The organism is Brevundimonas sp., from assembly GCF_018608325.1.
Lineage (GTDB): Bacteria > Pseudomonadota > Alphaproteobacteria > Caulobacterales > Caulobacteraceae > Brevundimonas.
This window is the reverse complement of sequence record NZ_JABAZW010000120.1, coordinates 1-2478: the sequence shown is the minus strand read 5'-3', so window position 1 is coordinate 2478 and position 2478 is coordinate 1. Positions and strand designations below refer to the sequence as shown.

The 2478-nt window shown below is 68.1% G+C and carries 3 protein-coding genes; all 3 read right to left on the bottom strand.

What is annotated here, in order from left to right:
- The coding region (locus QZ281_RS11980) for a DUF2271 domain-containing protein (protein ID WP_292228644.1) at positions 1–303 on the bottom strand (303 nt) is incomplete at its 3' end.
- A 12-nt stretch (positions 304–315) separates the two neighbouring features.
- Complete coding sequence (locus QZ281_RS11975) at positions 316–927, bottom strand: PepSY-associated TM helix domain-containing protein (protein ID WP_292228650.1); 612 nt, start codon at positions 925–927, stop codon at positions 316–318.
- A gap of 147 nt (positions 928–1074) precedes the next feature.
- On the bottom strand, positions 1075–2478 hold a 1404-nt coding region (locus tag QZ281_RS11970), incomplete at its 5' end, for a TonB-dependent receptor (protein WP_292228642.1).

Genomic DNA, 2478 nt, shown 5'->3' with positions numbered 1-2478 from the left:
GGTGGCGCCCGACACGCCGTCGGCGGGCAGGGCCATCGCGCGGCCGCCCTTGCGCCACCAGGTGCGCAGGTCCTTCAGCCAGTCCTTGCCGTCGCCTTCGTTGTTGCGGGTCTGCTGGTACCAGACGGCCAGGGTGCGTTCCGCGGTCTGGTCCGGCTTCTCGATCCACACGGCGACATAGGGCCGGTGATAGGAGGCGGTGTTCAGGCGCGGAATCTCGACCGACACCGACAGGTCGGCGGCGAAGGCCGGGGCGGCGACTGCAAGACCAGCAGTCGTGATGACAACGGGGAGGATGCGCATCGGTTTACTCGGTCAATGAATGAAGATCAGGGCGATGATGACGGGAATAAGCAGGCCCAGCGCGGCCAGCGGCCAGGTCGACGGACGGCCCCGGGCGTGCAGCCACATGAGGCCCAGCCCCGTCAGGGCGAAGATGGTGCAGGCCACCGCAAAGACGTCGATGAACCAGAACCAGACCGAGCCGGTGTTGCGGCCCTTATGCAGGTCGTTGAGGTAGGCGATCCATCCACGGGTGGTCTTCTCATGCACAGCTTCGCCCGTTGAACGGTCGATCGTCAGCCATCCGTCGCCGCCGGGAATAGCCAGTGCGACATAGACCTCTTCCGGCGTGGTTTCCGTCGGCTTGCCCGCCACATCCACCTTGAAGGCCGTCTTGGCCCAGCGGGCGACGGCGTCGGGAACCGGATCGGTCGTTTCTTCCGGGAAGCTGGCCAGCCGCTCCAGCAGGGGCGCAGGCAACGCTGCCTTCTGCTCCACCGTCACGGGCGTCGCGGGAATGGAGCCGGCGTGGTTCAGGGTGATGCCGGTGACCGCAAACAGGATCATGCCCACCAGGCTGACCGCCGCCGAAATCCAGTGCCAGCTGTGCAGCTGCTTCAGCCAGAAGGACCGCGCGCCATTCAGCGCCGCCTTGGGTTTGGCTCCCTTGGCGGCGGATTCTGGCGGACGCTGTGTTGCGAGTTCGGTCACCTCGTGGCTCTGCCACTGCTGCGAACGGCTTTCAATAGCGATCCTTGCGACAAATCCTTCGCCGCCTTGCAGCCAAGCTGGTCAGTAGGTCAGACGCAGGCCTGCACTGACGGTGCGCGGCGGGCCGTAACCGGCGACACCGTTCGCCGTCTGGGACACCTGCACGTCCTCATTGAACAGATTGTCCGCCGCCGCCCACACCGTGACCCGCGCGTTGAACGCCCATTCCGCCCGCGCATCCAGGGTGAAGGCGGCGTCCAGAACCCGGCTGTTCAGATCATCATCGAAGCGGGCGGATTCATAACGCAGCGCGCTCGCCAGCGTCAGGCGCGGGGTCGCCCGCCAGTCCAGCCCCGCCGTCGCGCTCCACCTCGGCGCCTGTGCGGGACGCAGGCCCGTCAGCTGCGGTGCAGCCGTTCCACCGTCCACCTCGGCATGGGTCCATGACACGGCGCCGGTCAGCGACAGGGCGGGCGTCAGCGTCGCCGATCCATTCAGCTCTACGCCCCAGGCGTCGATGGTCCCGGCGTTCTGGCGCTGGCGGGTCACGCCGGAGGCGTTCTCGCTCAGGGTCACGTTGACGATGGCGTCTTCGATCCGGTTCCAGAACAGACTGGCGCCCCAGGTCCGCCCATCGCGGTCGAAGGCCAGCCCCGTCTCGATTCCGGTCAGGACTTCCGGCTTCAGGTCCGCATTGGCGACCGTCTGGTCGTTGCCGACACGGAAAGGTCGGTAAAGCTCGTTCAGGGTCGCAGGCCGGAACCCGGAATAGGCGGCGACGCGGGCCGAGACATCCGGCGTCAACTGCCGCCGCACCGCCAGACGCGCGCTGCCCACCTCACCCGAGCGGTCCTCGAACTTCACATCGGCGCTGGGCACGCCAGTGGCGATCAGCCGCTCCAGCCGGAACCCGTTCTCGTTCTTCCACTGATCCAGCCGCAGGCCGCCTGCGACCAGCCAGGGCCCGCCCGTCCATGAGCCGTCGACATAGGCGCCGACCACGGATGTCTCGCCGCCCGCCAGCCGCTCGCGCGTGAAACCCTGTCCGACATAGGTGTAGTATTCGCGGGTCTCGCCGTCGTTGAACCGGGCGTCGGCGCCGACCTCCCACTCCAGCCGCCCGCCGCCCATTTGGGCCACGCGACGGCGCAGGGCGGCGTTCAGGCCCCAGCCGGTCGCAGGGGTCTTGTACTGGTCATTGGCGGGCGTCGTGGTCGACCGATCCGCCGAGATCGAGGCCGAACTGTTGGCCAGATTGCTGTCGATCCGCCACGCCTGCAGCCGCCAGCCGTATCCGTTCGCCTCGGGCGCCCTCGCCGCCGTGGCGCTGAGGCTGTGGCCGCTGGCGTTGGCGCGGGTGTTCAACAGACCCGATCCCCGATCCTCTTCCCAGGTGGAGGCGCGCAGCGACAGGGTCGCGCCGTTCAGGCGAACCGCATCCAGCGGCGCATCGACCCGCAGGGCCGCGCTGCGGCTGTCCAGATC